The following is a 15552-nucleotide window of genomic DNA, read 5'->3' on the forward strand; positions in this document are numbered from 1 at the left end:
GTGGCTCAAGTCGCGAGGAGTTGGTGGACGAGGTTGGCGGCCAGCCAGGTTTCGTAGCGGTCGGCGGTCCAGCCGCGTTCGAGGACGAGGGTGCGGTAGACCTCGGGCAGGACGAGGGTGAGGTAGATGTCGACGCCGTCGTTGACGCTGACCGCGAGGTGGGAGGCGATGGCGTCGAGGTGGCGGCGGAACGCGCGCTCGCGGTTGACCAGGATGCGCTGGAGGTCCGCGGCGATGTCGGGGTCGGTACGGGCGGCTGTCTGGTAGATGTCGATCACGTCGTACATCAGCTCGAACTGCCGGCGTTGGATGTTCGCGGCCAGGCGCAGTCCGGCTTTCGGGTCGGGTTGGGCGAGGGCCTGGTCGTGGGCCTGGTCGATGTCGAGGCTTCCGGCGGCTTCCCAGGCGATGGCCTGGAGGATCGCGGCCTTGCTGCCGAACGCGGAGTAGATCGTCGGTGCAGGTATGTCCGCGGCTTCGGCGATCGCGGCGATGGTGGTCCGTACGTAGCCGTGTGCGGCGAACTGGGCGCGCGCGGCCTTGGCGATCTGCTCCTTGGTGGCCATCGCCTGACGCTGCCGGTGGGTCGGCCGTTCCCTCTTGACAACCACCTCTGGAGAGTATCACTCTAGAAATCATAGTCACGCTATGATGAAAGGAGTGGGACTATGGCTTCGGATATCTTCGAGACGCCGGTGCTGATCGTGGGAGGCGGCCCGGCCGGATTGACCGCATCGCTGCTGCTGTCCCGGCACGGCGTCGAGTCGCTGTTGATCGACAAACGCCTGACCGGATCGGCGTTGCCTCGGGCTCGCGGGGTGCACTCGCGGGCCATGGAGATCCTGAGGGTCCTTGGCGTCGAACCCGACCTGCGCGCGGTCGAGTTGCCGATCACACCCGGGGCGGAGTGGCGGGCGGACCTCACCGGCCCGGCTGTCGGGGAGGACGTGCCCTCGCACGGCGGCAGCCAGGTGAGCCCGTGTGAAGGACTGTCGGTCTCCCAGGACGTGTTCGAGTCGGTGCTGCGCGAGCACGTCCGCGGCAACCAGGCAGGGCAGCTGCGGATGGGTGCACAGCTGGAGTCGTTCCAGACCTGCGATGCCGGCGTACGGGCGACCGTGTTCGAGCAGGGCTCCGGCCGCCGGATCGAGGTTCGAGCGCGCTGGATGATCGCCGCCGACGGGGCCCACAGTGGCATCCGCCGGCAACTCGGCATCGCGATGAACGGCCCCGCCGATCTGGGCCGGCAGACGATGATCGCGTTCCGAGCCGACCTCCGTCGTCTCACCGGTGCCCGCCCGCGGGGAATCTACTTCCTCACCGCCACCGGATCCGCGCTGATCTGGACCCACGCCGACGACCGTTGGGTGATCAGCCGGCCCGGGCCGATCGCTGCCGGCGACGAACCCGCGACGGTCATCCGCGAAGTCCTCGGCCTCCCCGAACTGAACGTGGACGTACTGGCCACCAGCCCCTGGACCGCGGCCGCCCAGTCCGCCGCGCAGTACGCACACGGCCCGGTGTTCCTGGCCGGCGATGCCGCGCACCGCTTCCCGCCCGCCGGTGCCACAGGAGTCAGTGCGGCGATGCACGACGTGCACAACCTCGCCTGGAAGCTCGCCGCCGTCGCCCACGGACACGGCGATGACAAGCTGCTCGACAGCTACGCCACCGAACGAGAAGCGGTCGGACAGCGCAACGCCGAGGAAACCGGCACCGCATGGGCACGGATCTTCAGCGGGGACACGACGCCGTTCAACGGACGCAGCCTCGCCCAGATCGACCTGGGCTACCAGTACGTGTCGCCGGTCATCGTCGGCGACGGCAGCCCCGACGCCGATCCACCCGGCGCCGACTACCAGCCAACCGCCGCGCCCGGCTGCCGCGCCCCACACCTGTGGCTGGCCGACGGCACATCCACCATCGACCTGTTCGACCGCCAGTTCGTCCTGCTGACGGCCCCGCCCGGCCGCCCCTGGCGCGAAGCCGCCGCCCGCTCCGACCTGCCCCTCGACATCCATGTCATCGCCGAACCCACCTGGCCCGAGCTGTACGGCATCTCGCCCGACGGCGCTGTCCTCGTCCGCCCCGACGGCCACATCGCCTGGCGCACCGCCACCGCGTCCAGCCGTCCCGCGGCCGACCTCCACTCCGCACTGACCACCAGCACCGGAGGCTGAGACGGCCGTCCGTGGTGAGCGTGCAAGCGTCGAGGTGCGGCATCGGGCCACGCGCAGCTGTCTATCCCAGATCCTCGAGGCGAGGAGGCGATCGAGGTAGCGCCGAAGATGCGGTCGAAGAAGCAGGCAACGATGTCTCGGCCTTCGTACTCGAGGGGAAGCCCGTCCAGGACTGAGCCCGTTTGCCTTCGAGTGCACTCCAGGCTGCATGCTGGAAGGCGTAGTGCCACCTCTTGGCCATGACACCCGATGGAGGCTCGATGACAACCCCGACCCCGACCCGGACGCTCGGCCGTAGCGGCCGCACCGTCAGCCCGATCGGCTTCGGCTGCTGGGCCATCGGTGGCCCGGCCTTCCGGGACGGCAACCCGACCGGCTGGGGAAAGGTCGACGACAACGAGTCGATCGCGGCGATCCACGCCGCGATCGACGCCGGAATCACGTTCTTCGACACCGCCAACGGCTATGGCGGCGGCCACAGCGAACGGGTCGTCGGGCGGGCGCTGGCTGGCAGGTGGGACGACGTAGTGGTCGCCACGAAGTTCGGCAACCTGTTCGACGAGTCGACCAGGCAGGCGATCGGCCGCGATGCCTCACCCGCCTCGATCCGGCAGCAGTGCGACCAGAGCCTTGCCCGGCTGGGCACCGACGCGATCGACCTCTACCAGTTCCACCTCGGCGACTACGACCCCGTACAAGCGCAGGAGGTCGCCGCCACGCTCGACGACCTGGTCGCCGCGGGCAAGATCCGGTCGTTCGGCTGGAGTACGGACGACCCGGAACGTGCCAAGGTGTTCGCCCGCAGCCCGAACTGCACCGCCATCCAACTGCATGCCAACGTCGTCGACGACAACCCCGCCATGGTCGACCTGCTCGAGGCAGAGAACCTCGCCGGCATCAACCGCGGTCCGCTGGCGATGGGCGCGCTCACAGGGAAGTTCACCCGGACCTCCACGTTCGCCGCCGACGACATCCGCCGGCGGTTCGACTTCGCAGGCAAGGAAGGACGCATCCTCGACGCGCTCGAGCAGATCCGCGACATCCTCACCAGCCAGGGCCGGACGCTCGCCCAGGGCGCGCTGTGCTGGTTGCTCGCGCGGAGCTCGACCTTCGTGCCCATCCCCGGCATCCGGACCGTCGCGCAAGCCCAGGACAACGCCGGAGCGATCGGACACGGTCCACTCAGCGACGCGGAGATGAGCCAGATCCAGACCGCCCTGAAGGCGCTCGACACGTCACAGCACTGAACACCGCCGTCGACGTTTGGTGGTGAGCTCAACGCCGCGCACGCGGTTTACGGCGTCAACCGTCTCCTGCGTTACGTACCGCGGCAGTGAACGCGCACGCCGGTTCGGCTGCGACATAACCAAGGGATGTCCCCCGCCTGCCTCGCACTTCCCGACCCTGCCCGCATCCTCGCCGCGACGCTTGCCTGACCAGAGACGGAAGGGCCGCGGCACCGCGCCCGCCAGGACCATCCCCGGCGGGCGCGGCGGTTACGAGTTGCGAGTTACGACTCGAGGACCTACGCCTGCAGGCGGCAGAGCGGTCCACCGCACGACGACTGGTACGAGGTGCGCAGGCAGCGCTCCTTCCCGTCGGAAGGGGTTTCCTCGATCAGTTCGAGCTCCAGGTCGAACAGGTCCGTGATCGGTTCGCTGACGGCATTCATCGGCATCACCTTTCTCGCTAACCGGTTTCCGCTCTCTACCATGCAGGCCGGAGCGGACCGGCGGGGCAAGTCGGTCGCGATTTTCACGACAAGTCCGGCGAATAGTTTTGGCACGTGTGCCACGCTGGCTGGACATGGAGGAGCCCGCTCGCCTGACCGCCGTCCTGACCTCGGCGCTGCTCCGGCTCACCACGTTGCCCGTGGAGCGAGCCAGGCCCACACTCCAATCCCTCGGCGTTGACGACACGGCCGCGACCGAGCGCTACGTCCGCGAGCTGACCGCCGACCCGCTCGTACGGGAAGCGATCGCGGTGTCCAGCCCGTCGCTCACGCACACGCTCGACGCGCTGCACGCGGGTCGTCCGGTCGAGCCGGCGAGGGTACGCCGCGCGGCGCGAGCCGTCACCAGCTACCTGCTGCGGATGACCACGCGCCCCACGCCGTTCGGGTTGATGGCGGGCGTGGCGCGAGCAAGGTTCGGGCCACGTGCCGTCGCCCGCCTGGGCAACGATCACCGCAAGGGTGTCCGCGCCGACGCGGGCTGGCTCGCCGAGGTGGTACGCCGTCGCGAGAGTGACCCGGCGATCGTCCGCCGACTCCGCGTCGTACGCAACAACCTCTGCACCGTCCGCGGCGACCGCCTCGTGCTGACCTACGTGTCCGGGGCGGATGATGTCGACGGCAAGCCGGCGCGAGAGGTGTCGGTCCGCCGCACCCCTCTCGTACGCGAAGCCGACCGGCTCGCCGACCGCCCGATCCGCTTCGGCGACCTCGTCGACCAGTTGTGCCAGGCGTTCGAGCAGGCGTCACCCGACAAGGTCGAACCCGTCCTGCTGCAGCTGATCGAGCGGCAACTCCTGCTGACCGAGCTCACGCCCCCGCCCGGCGCGAAGGATCCGCTGGAGCACGTCCTCGGCCACCTTCCGGGCGATCCGGAGCTGACCAGGGCACGCGACGCGATCCACGCGTACGCGGCCGAGCCCTCAGGCGCCGGCCTGCCGGCCTGGCACAGGGCCGGCAGGTCCGGGCGGGAACCTCATGTCGATCTGGCCTTCGACGCCGAAGTCACGCTTCCCGTCCCCGTGGCTGCCGAGGTCGAGCGCGCGGCGACGATCCTGACCCGGCTCGCGCCACCCGACCAGACACCCGCGTACCTACGGCACTACCACCTGGCCTTCCTCGAGCGGTACGGCACCACGCAGCTGATCCCGCTGCTGGAGTTGCTCGATCCCGTGAGCGGGCTGGACGCGCCGGCGGGTTACGAGCTGCCGCGCAGCTCGCGCCCGGACCCACCTGCCGAGCTCGACGACGCGACCCCGCCGCCCAAGGACCGCGACCGCGTGCTCGGCGGTCTCGCCCAGCAAGCCGCCCTCGACGGCGCCGATGAGGTGGTCCTCGACGACGCGACCCTCGATCTCCTCGCGTACGACGACAGCCGCGTCCCCGGTGAGCTCGAGCTCGGTGTCGAGGTCGTCGCCGAGTCACTCGCCGCGATGGACGCCGGCGACTTCCAGGTCGTGGTCGGCGGGCTGCTGCTGTCGCCGCGCGCCGGTGCGCTCGGCGGCCGGTTCGCCTACCTGCTGGACGGTATCGAGCTGGGACCGCCCGATCCGCCCGGCGCGGTGACCGCCCAGGTGGAGTTCCAGCCGGCCCGGGCAGGGCTGGCCAACCTCGCCCGCGTACCCCGCACGCTCGACCACACCATCGCGGCCGGAGTGTTCGCCGACTCCGCGGACCCCACAGTGCTCGGCATCGACGAGCTGCTCGTCGGCGCCGACGACCGGCGGTTCTACCTGTGGTCGGAACGGCTCGGCATGGAAGTCGTACCCGCGACCTTTCACATGCTCGACTCCCGCCGGCTCGCACCCAACGCCGTCCGGTTCGTCCGCGAGCTGGCAGCGGCCCGGCAGCGCGGCTGCCGGGCGTTCGACTGGGGTCCGGTGGACGAGGTGCTGCCGTTCCTGCCGCGCGTACGCTACGGGCGGCTCGTGCTGTCGCCGGCGTCGTGGCGGCCGGACCCGGCGCTGGCCGATCCCGCGCTGCCGGAGGAAGCATGGCTGGAACGCTTCCAGGCTTGGCGAAAACGCTGGCGGGTGCCGGCTCGTGCGTACCTCACTGTCGTCGACCACCGGGTCGGGCTCGACCTCGACGCGCCGCCGCACCAGGCGCTGCTCCGGCACGAACTGCACCGGAGGCCGGACGCCAAGCTGGTGGAAGCGCCTGCCGGCGGCCGGCTCGGAACCGGCTGGCTGGGCGGGCACGCTCACGAGCTCGTCGTCACGTTGCGCTCCAGTCACCCCTCGCCCGTACGCGACGCGCCGGCCGCGCGGAGCGGTCGTCGCCGGCACTATCCCGGAGGCGAATGGACGTACGCGAAGCTGTACGCGCCGCAGAGCCGGCACCGGCACCTGATCGCCCACAGCCTCGACGCCCTGCGGAACGCGCTGCCGGACAGCGTCGACCGGTGGTTCTTCGTGCGCTACCTCGACCCTGAGCCGCACGTGCGGATTCGTGTGCACGGAGAGGTTCTGCCGTTGCTACACGACTGGGCGGCCTCGCTGTGCGAGGCGAACCTCGCGCAACGGCTCGTGCTCGACACGTACGAGCCGGAGGTCGAGCGGTACGGCGGGCTCGACGCGCTGGAGGCGGCGGAGCGGGCGTTCCATGCCGACAGCGAGGCCGCCATCGCGACACTGCGGCTGGCCCATCCGCTCCCGATGCGGCTGCTGGTGGCCGCCGGAATGGCGGACCTGGCGACCGCGTTCGGCGAACCGGATTGGCGGAACCGGTTTCTCGAGGCGTACCCGAAGGATGCTTCGCACGCCGCGTTCCAGGCGGTCCGCCGGCAGGCGCTGGCAACGATCGTGGATCGGAAGGTGGATCCCGCGCTGGCCGCGATCTGGCAGCGGAGATCGGGCGCGATCCGGGCGTACGGCGAGGTCGTCAGGGCGATCCGGGCCGGCGGTGTGTCGCCACTGGGGAGCCTGCTGCACATGCATCACAACCGGTTGGCCGGAGTCGATCCCGAGCTCGAGCGCGAGGCCTACGCCGTTCTTCGCGGCGCTCTGCAGGCGCGGCTCGACCGGGACCGGGCGACGCGATGAGCCGGGACCGGGCTGCCGAGGTAGTGGCCCTGGTGGCGGAGCAACTCGCCGACCCGGCCGCGGTCGCGGTCGACAGTTCGGTCGCCGGTTCGGTCGACGGGCGTACGACGCCGGGCTGGGAACCCGCGAGCCTCGCCGAGGGACATCCGGGAATCGCGTTGCTGCACGCGGAACTGGGCGACCGGAGGGCAGCGCACGCGCACCTGGTGGCGGCCAACCAGGCAAGGGCTCCGGAGCCGGCGGGCAGCCGGCACCACCTCAGCGGCGGGCGGCTGCCCGGGCTGCTGCTCGCTGCGACCGGTTCCGCCAGCCGGCCCGGTGAGTACGCCGGCCTGATCGGCAAGGCCGGTTCCGCGGTCGCCGAGGCCGTGCTTCGTACCGCCTCGGCCGAGCTGGAACGTGCGGCTCTCGGCAAACAGGGCACGACGTTCGCCGCGTACGACGTGCTCAGTGGGCTTGCCGGCGCGACGCGGCTGCTCCTGGCGTGCGGCGGCCAGGCGGATGCTGTCGAACAGGCGGTTCGTGCGTTGGTCGCCGTGGCCGGGCCGCTGGCCGACGGGCGTCCCGGGTGGTACGTCGAGCACGGCTGGGTCGGGCCCGATGATCGGACCGGTCATCTGAACCTCGGGCTGGCGCACGGTGTGCCAGGGGTGCTGGCCGCGCTGGCGGTCGCGTACCGGGACGGCGTGCTTGTGCCCGGGCAGGCCGAAGCGATGGAACGTATCGTGCGCTGGCTGCTCGCGCAGTCGCCCGATGCGGTGACCTGGCCGGAGATTGTGGCAGCGGACGGAACGGTGCTCGGCGGATCCGGGGACCGGCCGGGTTGGTGCTATGGCGTGCCCGGGCTGGCGCGCGCCCTGCAGCTGGCCGGCTCGGCGCTGGACGTACCTGCCTGGCGTACGACGGCGGTGCACGCGCTCGCCACCGCACTCGCCCGGCCGTGGTCCGGCTTCGGCATGGCCGACGCCGGACTGTGCCACGGCTGGGGCGGCCTGTTGCAGGTCACGCTTCGCATGTCCCGCGACAGCGGCGACGCACGACTGGCTGCCGCCGTCGAGGGCCTGGCCGACCGGGTGGTCGAGCAGCACGACGCGGCGGCACCGTTCGGCTTCGGCCACCCCGGCTTCCTCCTGGGCGCGGCGGGCACCGCCCTCGCCCTCCACACCTATGCGACGGACCGGCCTCCGGTCACCGGCTGGGACCTGGCCCTGCTCCTGACCTGATTCCCTGCCGATGCGCGCCTCAGTAGACGGTGTAGCCGCCGTCGATGACCAGCACCGATCCGGTGACGAAGGCTGCCGCGGGTGAGCAGAGGTAGACCACCGTCGGAGCGATCTCGGCGGGCATGGCGTAGCGCTGCTGGGGTGCGTCCTCGATCCACATCCGGCGCAGTTCGGGGCGGTCGACCGGGGCCATCTCGGTCTTCACGTAGCCCGGGGCCACGGCGTTGACCCTGATGTTGTGCGGCGCCCACTCGGCGGCCAGCGACTTCGTCAGCTGGTGAACGGCGGCCTTCGAGGCGTTGTAGGGCGCCTGTGCCTGCGGCCGGTTGACGATCAGGCCCGAGATCGAGCCGATGTTGACGATCGACCCGCCACCGGTGGCGCGCAGGTGGTGCCCGGCCGCGAGGCTGACCTTCCACACCGCGCGTACGTTGAGGTCGAAGACCTGCTGCCACTGCTCGTCCGTCGCGTCCCAGGCTGGGTTGTGGAAGCAGGTGCCGGCGTTGTTCACCACGATGTCGAGGCCGCCGAGCGCCTCGACCGCCTCGTCGACGGCCCGCTGCACCTCGTCGTCGTTCGACAGGTCGGCGCGGATGGCGTGGGCCCGCACGCCGACGTCGGCCAGGCGCTTGACCGCCGCCTCGTTGGCGGCCGCGTCGCGGGCCAGGAAGGCGACCGAGGCGCCGCAGTCGGCGAGCGCCTGTGTGAACGCGAACCCCAGACCCCGGTTACCGCCGGTGATCAGCGCCTTCTTGCCCTCCAGGGAGAACGCGGCCAGGCCGCGCGGGAAGTCGTTCACGGGTGTCCTCCGATCGTCCGCGGCTCCGCCTGCGCCGCTGTCCCTTATCGTGGCCATTCCTACAGTGCGGACATCGCTCATGCCAGGACAGCAGCGCGCCCTCGGCGTGCTCTACGTCGAGCCGGCAGGTGATCGGCGATCTACGCGTCCCGGCGAACGTCGCGCGGTTGCGATGATTTCCGCGGGCGTTCACGGTCTACACAGAGAAGAAGAGAACCATCCGAACCCGGGAGTGACACATGACCGAGAAGACCGCCGCCCGCGCCCTGCCGACCGTCGTCGATCAGGGGGCGTGGCGGGCCGCGTTGGACGAGTTGCGGGTACGGGAGAAGGCCGCCACGCGTGAGCTGGACGCCATCGCCGCGCAGCGGCGGAGGCTGCCGATGGTCGAGCTTCCCGACTACACGCTGATCGGGGCGGACGGGCCGGTCCGGCTGGTCGACGTGTTCGACGGGCGATCCCAGCTCATCGTCTACAACCACATGTGGTCCGACGGCGCGGAGTGGCAGTGCGGTGGCTGCACAGGGTTCACGTCGCAGTACGTGCGGCTGGACTTCCTGGACAACTACGACGCCCGCTTCGTCATCGTCACCAACGGACCGATCGACGAAGTGCTGGCCTACAAGGCCAAGGTCGGCAACCGGATGGAGTGGTACTCCTCGTCCGAGAGCTCGTTCGGGGCCGACGTCGACGCGCCACCTGGCGCGGGCTTCGCGGTGAACGTGTTCCTCCGCGACGGCGACACGGTCTACCGCACCTGGCACACCAACGGCCGCGGCACCGAGCAGCTCAGCCACACCTTCCCGTTGATCGACCTGCTGCCCTGGGGCCGCCAGGAGGAGTGGCAGGACTCCCCCGAGGGCTGGCCGACGTCGTCGACCTACTCCAACTGGCTCGACTCCCCCGACATCGCCCGGCTCTACGGATCGGGTCAAGGCCCGGCGTGACGGCGACCAAGCCCGCGCGCAGCGGCCACCTGCCGGTCAACGGCCTGAGCCTCTACTACGAGGCGTACGGCGAGCAGAGCAAAACCCCGTTGCTGCTCATCCCCGGCGGGTTCATGGCCACCGACTCGACCACTGCGTGGGTCTCGGCGTTCGCGGGCGAGCGCGCCGTGATCGTGTTCGATCAGCAGGGGCACGGCCGTACGCCCGACACGTCGCGCGGGATGTCCTACGAGCAGTTCGCCGACGATGCCGCGGCGTTGCTACGCGCGTTGAACGTCGAGCGTGCGGACGTGATGGGCTACTCGCAAGGCGGCGGCGTCGCGCTGCAGCTCGCGATCCGGCACCCGAACCTTGTCGGCAAGCTGGTCTCGCTGTCCGCCACCTATCGCCAGGACGGCTGGTATCCCTCGGTGCTGAAGGGCATCGAGGGTCTCAGCGCCGCGACGTTCGCCGGTACGTCGGTGGAGGAGGCGTTCCGGAAGCACACGCCGGACGCGGCGGCGTTCGAGGCCTACATCCAGAAGATGAAGGTCCTCAACATCGAAGACCAGCAGATCAGCGACGCCGAGCTGCGTTCGATCACCGCGAAGACGATGGTCGTCGTCGGCGATGCCGACGGCGTACGGCCGGAGCACGCCCTGGCGATGTTCAAGCTACGCGGCGGCGGCGACGAGGAAGCGGCAGCGACGGGACTGCTGCAGAACGCTCCGGCCGCGCGCCTGGTGATCCTGCCGGCGACGTCGCATATCGGCGCCTGGGGACAGTCGGAGGTGCTGGCGCCGTTGGTGAGCGCGTTCCTGGATGACGCCTCACCGCCGGCGCCGAACCTCTTCTAGGTGCGCCAGCGACGCCGGCGGGTCACGACAGGAAGCCGCCGTACCTGCCGGTGCGGATCCGGTCCTTCTGCTGCTGGCTGAAGTGGCAGTTCGGGTAGTTGTAGAACGAGGCGGACATCGGTGTGCCGTCGGTGGAGGTGGAGTCGGGAAGGCCGAAGCCGTGGCCGAGCTCGTGGACCATGCCTCCGTACCACCGGTTCATCGGGCCGTTGATCCCGGCGGCGCCGTCGGCGTCGTGGCCGCTGAGGATCACCCAGCCGCTGCCGCCACCCCGGCTGTCGCCGCGGTCGCTGTCAGCAGGGCACGCCGGGTCAGATCGCGTTGTTCCATTGGTCATCCTCTCCTCAGGAGTACGCCCTTCCCAGGAGTGATGCGCTCATCAAGCTAGCACCGGATCGCCAGGCTGACGATGTGCTCTCGAAATACCGACAGCGCACGTGGAAACGCCAACGAGGGCAGGCCTGGTCCGCGAGCGAGGGAGGGGCCGGGGCCGGCGCTGTCAACGTGGCCGGCAACGCGATGGCATCGGCGGAGAGTGTGCCGGGCTCGCAGGTGTAGGTGACGATCGACAGCCCGGACTCCTGTGAAAGCCTCCCAGGGAGAGGAAGGGCAGTGGCATGAGCGAATGGATATCGCTGTTCGACGGCGAGAGTCTCGACGGGTGGTTCGCGGCGCCGCGGACGTACGGCACGGTGTGGCCGGGCGGTCCACGCGTCCTTGACGCCTACGGCGTTCGCGACGACTACAACGAGCGGGCAGCCGAGCATCCGGCCGTCTGGAGCGTCGAGGACGGCACGATCGTGGGCCGGCAGGACCCGGACGCGCCCGGCTGGGGCGGCTACCTGGTCAGCGAGCGCGCGTACGGCGATTTCGAGCTCGTACTGGAGGCCAGGCCGGACTGGCCGGCCGACACCGGTGTGATGATCCACCGCCGGCGCGACGGCTGGGAAGGTTTCCAGGTGCTCCTCGACCATCGGCCGTCGGGTGGCATCGGCGGGTTCTTCGGCAACGGGCTCGCGAGCTTCTCCGCCGTACCGTTCGCCGTCGACGCGATCATCGGCGAGGACGGTCGCCCGGCCGGGCTGCGTGCCGACGACCCGGCGACGAGCGTCGAGCCGGTTACGCAGGAGAAGATCGACCGGCTCGACTACGCCGCGGGCGTCGAGGAGTTCCTCGCGGCCTGGCGGTGGGCGGACTGGAACGAGCTGCGCATCCACTGTGCGGGCGGCGCACTGCCGCGGATCACGACCTGGGTCAACGACGTGAAGATCGCCGAGCTCGACACGTCGAGGATCGACTCGCCGGACTACGACCCGGACGCCGTGGCGGCGGCACTCGGCCCGGAGGGGCACATCGCGCTCGAGGTGCACGACAACGACCAGCGGTTCGGTGAGTCCCGGTGGGGCCGCGGCGCCGCCTGCCGCTGGCGCGGGATCCGGATCCGCGAGCTCCGCGGCTGACTGCTGGGCGCGCTAGGCGCTGGACGTACGGCGGGGCCTGCGACCGCGCGGCGTTGGGTCGCAGGCCCGGTCCTTCCGCGTTCAGCGCGAGAGCGCGGCTACAGCCTGCCCGCGCCGGCGCCGGACGTGACGACCGACTTGACGTTGTTCACGTCGTCGAGCTGGTAGCTGTACGGGAGGGACGCCACCGAGCCGTTGGTCTCGCACGGTCCGGAGTTGGTGAGGATGTTGTTGCGCGCCACCAGCCGGCCCGGGTCGGAGTCGGCGTAGCCGCTGGCCGACCAGCAGGCCTGCTGCACGTCCTCGAAGACGTTGCCCTCGACCAGCGTTCCGGCGTTCATCACCGAGGCGATGGCGTACGAAGCGCTGTCGTGCCTGATGTGCAGGTAGTAGTTGTTGAAGACGTGCACGGTCTCGCCGAAACGGACGCGCGGCGAGCGCTCGAACGTCGTGTCGAACCAGTTGTGGTGGTAGGTGATCCTCAGGTGCCCCACGTCCTCGCCGGCGTTGCTGTCGGAGTGGCCGACCAGTGAGGTCTTCCAGTGGTTGCGGATGATGTTCCACGACACGGTGACGTAGTCGCAGGCGTGGGTGCAGTCGATCAGGCCGTCGTAGAAGTCGGGATCGTCCTCGATCGTGCTCTGCAGCGTGTTGTGGTCGATCCAGATGTTGGTGGCGTTCTCGATCTGGATCGTGTCGGTGCCCACGACTCCCCGCAGGTTGAGGTTCTGCAGGATGACGTTGGCCGGGCTCATGTCCTCGATGTTGAGGGTGGCGCCGGTGACGCCGGAGCTCGCGCCCACGCCGCGGATCGTCTTGTTCGAGTTGATCTCAACGGTGTCCGAGCCGCTGAGCATGCCGTTGACCAGGATCGTCTTCGCGCCGGAGCTCTGCGCCTGGGTCCGGAAGTCGGTGAACGTGCTCACGGTGACGGTCGTTCCGCCGGCACCGCCTGTGGTGCCGCCTCCCTGGGTGGCCCAGCCGACGATGCCGCCGGGCGGTGGCGGAGGTGGCGTCGTGCCGCCGGCCTCGAAGTCGAGAAAGTCCACGTTGGGCAGGCCGTTCGCCGTCGTGGGGTTGAGCCGGATGGTGTTGCTCCCGGCGTTCACGGAGACCGTCAGGGTCTTGGTCGTCCAGTTGGTCCAGGTGCTCGTGCCTTCGAACGACGGCGTCTGAACGGTCGACCCGTTGACGATCAGGCCGGCCGGGCGGGCGGCCGTGGTGCCGTTGGCGAACCGCACGCCGAGGGTGGCGGTGCCGGCGGCCGCGGCGTTGACGGTGAACTGCGCGAACGCGCCGGTGGCGTTGTCGCCGTTGCAGAAACCCGAGCCGGAGAAGCCGGAATGGTTGCTGTCGACGGTGCCGGTGCAGATCGCCGGTGAGCTCTCGGCTTCGTACCGCGTCGGCGCACCGAACGCGGCGGGCTGGGACTGGAGAACGAGTACGCCGGTCAAGAGGCTGGCGCACACGAGGACAGGTCTGAGGCGCATCTTTCATCTCCGGAGGAAGGTGTCGTCGCTCTGCGGTGGCAGAACATTCGCATCCTGCTGGTAAGCGCTATCCCTCCATATGCGTACAGTTCTGCTCCTCGCCTACCGGCCAGGCTAGGCACGTTCGCGTGGACAATGGCGGCCACCGTGTGGACATTGAAGGCGTCACGGAGGCGGAGTCGCCTCCGGCGCCGAGCGAGGCGGCGTCGGCATCGCCATTCGGGAGGGTTGCCGGAATTGTCACGGCACCTCTTCCCCCTCCCATTCCGAGCTCGGATAACGAGTCGGCCCCTCCCTTGCGGAGGCGGCCGACGTTCGCCCCTCCCGTCCGATAGGGTCTAGCTCAACAGGACAAATGGGAGCGCTCCCACGCAGTTGCCGAACCAAGCAGACACCTCTGGCAATCGCGTCGCCGGCCGGGCGGGACACGCTCACGACCAAACTCGCCAGGGAGGCGTGCCAGCATGAATCACCGCACGGTGCGTCGCGGGATCGCCGCGACCTCCTGCGCACTATCGCTCGCGCTCGTCCTCGTTGCCTGTGGTGGAGACGGCGACAGCACGAGCCCGGGCAGCGACACCAAGAGCGACACCAAGGGCAGCGGCAACGCCGCGTGCAATCCGTACAAGAGCTACGGCGACCTGAAAGGCAAACAGGTCACCGTCTACACCTCGATCATCGCGCCGGAGGACGAGCCGTTCCGGAAGGCCTACAAGGCGTTCGAGGACTGCACGGGCGTCAAGATCGTGTACGAGGGCTCCAAGGAGTTCGAGGCGCAGCTGCCGGTTCGGATCCAGAGCGGCAACTCGCCGGACATCGCGTTCATCCCGCAGCCCGGCCTGCTGCAGAAGCTGGTCCGCGACACCAAGGCGGTCAAGCCCGCACCAAAGCAAACCGCCACCAATGTCGACAAGTACTTCGGTGAGGACTGGAAGGGCTACGGCACCGTCGACGGCACGTTCTACGCCGCACCGCTCGGCGCCAACGTCAAGTCGTTCGTGTGGTACTCCCCGAAGCAGTTCCAGGCCAAGGGCTACCAGATCCCGCAGACGTGGGACGACCTGATCGCGCTGTCCGACAAGATCGTGGCCGACGGCGGCAAGCCCTGGTGCGCGGGCATCGGCTCCGGCGACGCCACCGGCTGGCCGGCGACGGACTGGATCGAGGACGTCATGCTGCGAAAGTACGGCCCTGACGTCTACGACCAGTGGGTGAACCACGAGATCCCGTTCAACGACCCGAAGGTCGCCGACGTGCTGGCCGAGGTCGGCAAGATCCTGAAGAACGACAAGTACGTCAACGGCGGCCTCGGCGACGTCAAGACCATCGCGTCGACGCAGTTCCAGGACGCCGGACTGCCTGTCCTGCAAGGGACCTGCTACCTCCACCGGATGGCGTCGTTCTACCAGGCCAACTGGCCGGACGGCACCAAGGTGGCCGAGGACGGCGACGTCTACGCGTTCTACCTCCCGGCGATGGGTGACCAGTTCGGCAAGCCGGTGCTCGGTGGCGGCGAGTTCGTCGCCGCGTTCTCCGACCGGCCCGAGGTCCAGGCGGTGCAGAACTTCTTCTCCTCCGCAGAATGGGCGAACCTGAAGGCGAAGGAAGGCAACTGGATCTCGGCCAACACGGGCCTCGACGTCGCCAACGTCGACACGGCGATCAACAAGCTGTCCGTGGAGATTCTGCAGGACCCGAAGGCGGTCTTCCGGTTCGACGGCTCGGACATGATGCCCGCGGAGGTCGGCGCTGCCGCGTTCTGGACGGAGATGACCGCCTGGATCGCGAACGACAAGGCCGACAAGGCCGTTCTCGACGCCATCGAGAAGGCCTGGCCCTAG

13 protein-coding genes are annotated in these 15552 nt (G+C 69.6%); 8 read left to right on the forward strand and 5 right to left on the reverse strand.

What is annotated here, in order from left to right; translation table 11 throughout:
- Positions 1-5: 5 nt before the first annotated feature.
- Positions 6-611: a TetR/AcrR family transcriptional regulator gene (locus ACYVF6_RS19395; protein ID WP_460523223.1), complete on the reverse strand. Its 606-nt coding sequence runs from the start codon at positions 609-611 to the stop codon at positions 6-8.
- Positions 612-668: 57 nt separating this feature from the next.
- Between ACYVF6_RS19395 and ACYVF6_RS19400 the strand changes: the two genes are divergently transcribed.
- Together ACYVF6_RS19400 and ACYVF6_RS19405 are read left to right on the forward strand one after the other, a co-directional pair.
- The gene (locus ACYVF6_RS19400) at positions 669-2180 is read left to right on the forward strand and encodes an FAD-dependent monooxygenase (protein ID WP_460523225.1); all 1512 of its coding nucleotides are present in this window, start codon (positions 669-671) and stop codon (positions 2178-2180) included.
- Between the two features lie 260 nt (positions 2181-2440).
- Positions 2441-3427 (forward strand): aldo/keto reductase, encoded by a 987-nt coding sequence (locus ACYVF6_RS19405; protein ID WP_460523227.1) that lies wholly within the window; start codon positions 2441-2443, stop codon positions 3425-3427.
- Between the two features lie 278 nt (positions 3428-3705).
- Here the strand turns inward: ACYVF6_RS19405 and ACYVF6_RS19410 are convergent, their stop codons facing one another.
- Complete coding sequence (locus tag ACYVF6_RS19410) at positions 3706-3852, reverse strand: hypothetical protein (protein ID WP_460523229.1); 147 nt, start codon at positions 3850-3852, stop codon at positions 3706-3708.
- A gap of 134 nt (positions 3853-3986) precedes the next feature.
- Between ACYVF6_RS19410 and ACYVF6_RS19415 the strand changes: the two genes are divergently transcribed.
- Both ACYVF6_RS19415 and ACYVF6_RS19420 read left to right on the forward strand, forming a co-directional pair.
- The gene (locus ACYVF6_RS19415; RefSeq protein WP_460523231.1) at positions 3987-6956 is read left to right on the forward strand and encodes a lantibiotic dehydratase; all 2970 of its coding nucleotides are present in this window, start codon (positions 3987-3989) and stop codon (positions 6954-6956) included.
- Positions 6953-8179 (forward strand): lanthionine synthetase C family protein, encoded by a 1227-nt coding sequence (locus tag ACYVF6_RS19420; RefSeq protein WP_460523233.1) that lies wholly within the window; start codon positions 6953-6955, stop codon positions 8177-8179. Before ACYVF6_RS19415 ends, ACYVF6_RS19420 begins: the two co-directional genes overlap by 4 nt.
- 19 nt (positions 8180-8198) lie before the next feature.
- Here ACYVF6_RS19420 and ACYVF6_RS19425 read toward each other — a convergent pair whose 3' ends face one another.
- Entirely contained in the window at positions 8199-8978 is a 780-nt protein-coding gene (locus ACYVF6_RS19425; RefSeq protein WP_460523235.1) for an SDR family NAD(P)-dependent oxidoreductase, read from the reverse strand.
- A 239-nt stretch (positions 8979-9217) separates the two neighbouring features.
- Here ACYVF6_RS19425 and ACYVF6_RS19430 point away from each other — a divergent pair, with 239 nt between their 5' ends.
- A complete protein-coding gene (locus ACYVF6_RS19430) occupies positions 9218-9925 on the forward strand; it encodes a DUF899 domain-containing protein (protein ID WP_460523237.1) in 708 nt (235 codons plus the stop codon).
- On the forward strand, positions 9922-10761 hold the full coding sequence (locus ACYVF6_RS19435) for an alpha/beta fold hydrolase (RefSeq protein WP_460523239.1): 840 nt from the start codon (positions 9922-9924) through the stop codon (positions 10759-10761). Before ACYVF6_RS19430 ends, ACYVF6_RS19435 begins: the two co-directional genes overlap by 4 nt.
- Before the next feature lie 22 nt (positions 10762-10783).
- On the opposite strand, the gene ACYVF6_RS19440 is transcribed toward ACYVF6_RS19435, so the two are convergent.
- Positions 10784-11098, reverse strand: a complete 315-nt coding sequence (locus tag ACYVF6_RS19440) for a hypothetical protein (protein WP_460523241.1) — start codon at positions 11096-11098, stop codon at positions 10784-10786.
- Between the two features lie 280 nt (positions 11099-11378).
- On the opposite strand from ACYVF6_RS19440, the gene ACYVF6_RS19445 reads away from it, so the two are divergent.
- On the forward strand, positions 11379-12221 hold the full coding sequence (locus ACYVF6_RS19445; protein WP_460523243.1) for a 3-keto-disaccharide hydrolase: 843 nt from the start codon (positions 11379-11381) through the stop codon (positions 12219-12221).
- A 98-nt stretch (positions 12222-12319) separates the two neighbouring features.
- On the opposite strand, the gene ACYVF6_RS19450 is transcribed toward ACYVF6_RS19445, so the two are convergent.
- Entirely contained in the window at positions 12320-13711 is a 1392-nt protein-coding gene (locus ACYVF6_RS19450; RefSeq protein WP_460523245.1) for a pectate lyase family protein, read from the reverse strand.
- A 464-nt stretch (positions 13712-14175) separates the two neighbouring features.
- On the opposite strand from ACYVF6_RS19450, the gene ACYVF6_RS19455 reads away from it, so the two are divergent.
- A complete protein-coding gene (locus ACYVF6_RS19455; protein ID WP_460523247.1) occupies positions 14176-15552 on the forward strand; it encodes an ABC transporter substrate-binding protein in 1377 nt (458 codons plus the stop codon).

This window comes from Flindersiella endophytica (assembly GCF_054779015.1).

What these genes read in the sequence shown, in the direction of transcription:
- ACYVF6_RS19400 (WP_460523225.1), top strand. Translation starts at nt 669, where the DNA reads ATGGCTTCGGATATCTTCGAGACGCCGGTGCTGATCGTGGGAGGCGGC.
- ACYVF6_RS19405 (WP_460523227.1), top strand. Translation starts at nt 2,441, where the DNA reads ATGACAACCCCGACCCCGACCCGGACGCTCGGCCGTAGCGGCCGCACC.
- ACYVF6_RS19410 (WP_460523229.1), bottom strand. Translation starts at nt 3,852, where the DNA reads ATGAATGCCGTCAGCGAACCGATCACGGACCTGTTCGACCTGGAGCTC.
- ACYVF6_RS19415 (WP_460523231.1), top strand. Translation starts at nt 3,987, where the DNA reads ATGGAGGAGCCCGCTCGCCTGACCGCCGTCCTGACCTCGGCGCTGCTC.
- ACYVF6_RS19420 (WP_460523233.1), top strand. Translation starts at nt 6,953, where the DNA reads ATGAGCCGGGACCGGGCTGCCGAGGTAGTGGCCCTGGTGGCGGAGCAA.
- ACYVF6_RS19430 (WP_460523237.1), top strand. Translation starts at nt 9,218, where the DNA reads ATGACCGAGAAGACCGCCGCCCGCGCCCTGCCGACCGTCGTCGATCAG.
- ACYVF6_RS19440 (WP_460523241.1), bottom strand. Translation starts at nt 11,098, where the DNA reads ATGACCAATGGAACAACGCGATCTGACCCGGCGTGCCCTGCTGACAGC.
- ACYVF6_RS19445 (WP_460523243.1), top strand. Translation starts at nt 11,379, where the DNA reads ATGAGCGAATGGATATCGCTGTTCGACGGCGAGAGTCTCGACGGGTGG.
- ACYVF6_RS19450 (WP_460523245.1), bottom strand. Translation starts at nt 13,711, where the DNA reads ATGCGCCTCAGACCTGTCCTCGTGTGCGCCAGCCTCTTGACCGGCGTA.
- ACYVF6_RS19455 (WP_460523247.1), top strand. Translation starts at nt 14,176, where the DNA reads ATGAATCACCGCACGGTGCGTCGCGGGATCGCCGCGACCTCCTGCGCA.